The 1,510-nt window shown below is 45.1% G+C and carries 2 protein-coding genes and 1 pseudogene; all 3 read right to left on the bottom strand.

Annotation, left to right across the window (positions count from 1 at the left end):
* Positions 1–294: pseudogene (locus BS626_RS17950) on the bottom strand (contractile injection system protein, VgrG/Pvc8 family); the annotation flags it as partial.
* A gap of 9 nt (positions 295–303) precedes the next feature.
* The gene (locus BS626_RS17945) at positions 304–1,020 is read right to left on the bottom strand and encodes an Imm52 family immunity protein (protein WP_075183698.1); all 717 of its coding nucleotides are present in this window, start codon (positions 1,018–1,020) and stop codon (positions 304–306) included.
* On the bottom strand, positions 1,017–1,510 hold a 494-nt coding region (locus tag BS626_RS17940; RefSeq protein WP_240494339.1), incomplete at its 5' end, for a Tox-REase-5 domain-containing protein. The genes BS626_RS17940 and BS626_RS17945, both read right to left, overlap by 4 nt.

Below are 1,510 nucleotides of genomic sequence, written 5' to 3'. Positions count from 1 at the left end.
CATCGGCGCGCAGGCGGCGCGGTAGTTGTAATCCCGCGTGGCGACGGCGCCGGTGGCCGGGCCGTGCCAGGTCCGCACGTCCCAGACCGACTCCGCCGCCCCGTCGAACAGGCCCGAAGGCTCGCGGTACGGCAGGCGCACGTCAAAATGGTAGCTCAGCTGGCCGTCGGCAAAAATGTACGTATCCAGAGCGCGCACGTCGTCCATCTCCGTGCGCCAGTAAATGCCCACCTCAGACAGAATGCGCCGGATAAACTGCAGGTCCGTCTCCCGCCACTGGGTGATAATTTCACGCGGCAGGGATCAAAGCTCCGTCATCAACGGTAACAGACCAAGATCCAGAAGTTTTATTTCTATATCGTTGGCTTTGCCTATGTGTTCTTTGCTGTTACCATCGAATATTTCCTCAGTAGACACAATAATAGTACCTCTCTGTTTATCGCCTTCCATTACTGGCACTACTCTGGCAGCCTCAGGAATCAACTCTACTAAGATTATCACTGGAATATAAATCATCCATCCAACCGGAATTCTGTCAGGAAAAACATTACTGCAATTATTCCAGTACCCATTTGTACTTATAGAGGCATACATGTTATTTTTATTAAAAACTAAAGACATTGCAAAATCGATAACTTTAGTTAGGCTTATTTCACCCTTATCACATGTAATACTCACATCTAGATTAGTCTTTTTTAAGTTTTCGATATGCTTTTTAATATAATTTATTGAACAAACCCTGCTTTCAATTTCACCATCCCATACCCCATCGATAATTAAAGGGAAATCTTTTTTTATTTCTTTTCGCCACCTATCAATAACGCTTACCTCGGCCCTATCATGATTAAATACTATTTTCTCTAGCGCCTGCTTTCTTGAACAACCCTTTTCATACCATATTTTTTTTGTTTTCAGCAATGATTCCACTAGTTTTGAAACATAAAACAACTCATCAAGGCACAGCTCAACACTTGGTGCTCGCGTATCCTCGTAGTAAGCATTTGCTGATATCCTAATCATGGCACCCACCTTGTAATTACATCTTTAAAGTCTTTAAAGATTTTCGAAAAATAACGATAACTTATTGGCTGCATAAAAATCCAGACGATTTTTAATGGTTGATTGACTGTTGCAACTGCTTGATGACGGGCAGCTTGGCTCAAGCCACTTTTGTAACCCTTCCACCATCCTTTAGGATCTCCAAAAACATCAAAAAACTGATCATACCGCGCCTTTGCTTCCCAGAACTGACAAAGTTTATCCTTCCAGCCATCAAACGATACGCCGCAGTATTTAAACTCCTGTATCTGCTGCGTTTCCGGGTTATAAAACGTGCCACAGATGCGCGTCTGGTAGCTAATCGTCACCGCACTCCAGCGCGAACAGCGTCTCACCATCGGCATTACTTTCCCTTCCGGTGGGCAGTTTTTACAGGTCTTTTCATCCGTATTCCCCTGCGCCCCCGCTTTCGTGTCTACGCCTTCGTAGCTGACCACTTCTGAGTAATCCA

This window comes from Pantoea sp. 1.19 (genome assembly GCF_001922585.1).
GTDB lineage: Bacteria > Pseudomonadota > Gammaproteobacteria > Enterobacterales > Enterobacteriaceae > 1-19.
Note: the sequence above shows the minus strand (reverse complement) of the source record. Positions and strands in the feature narration are given on the sequence as shown.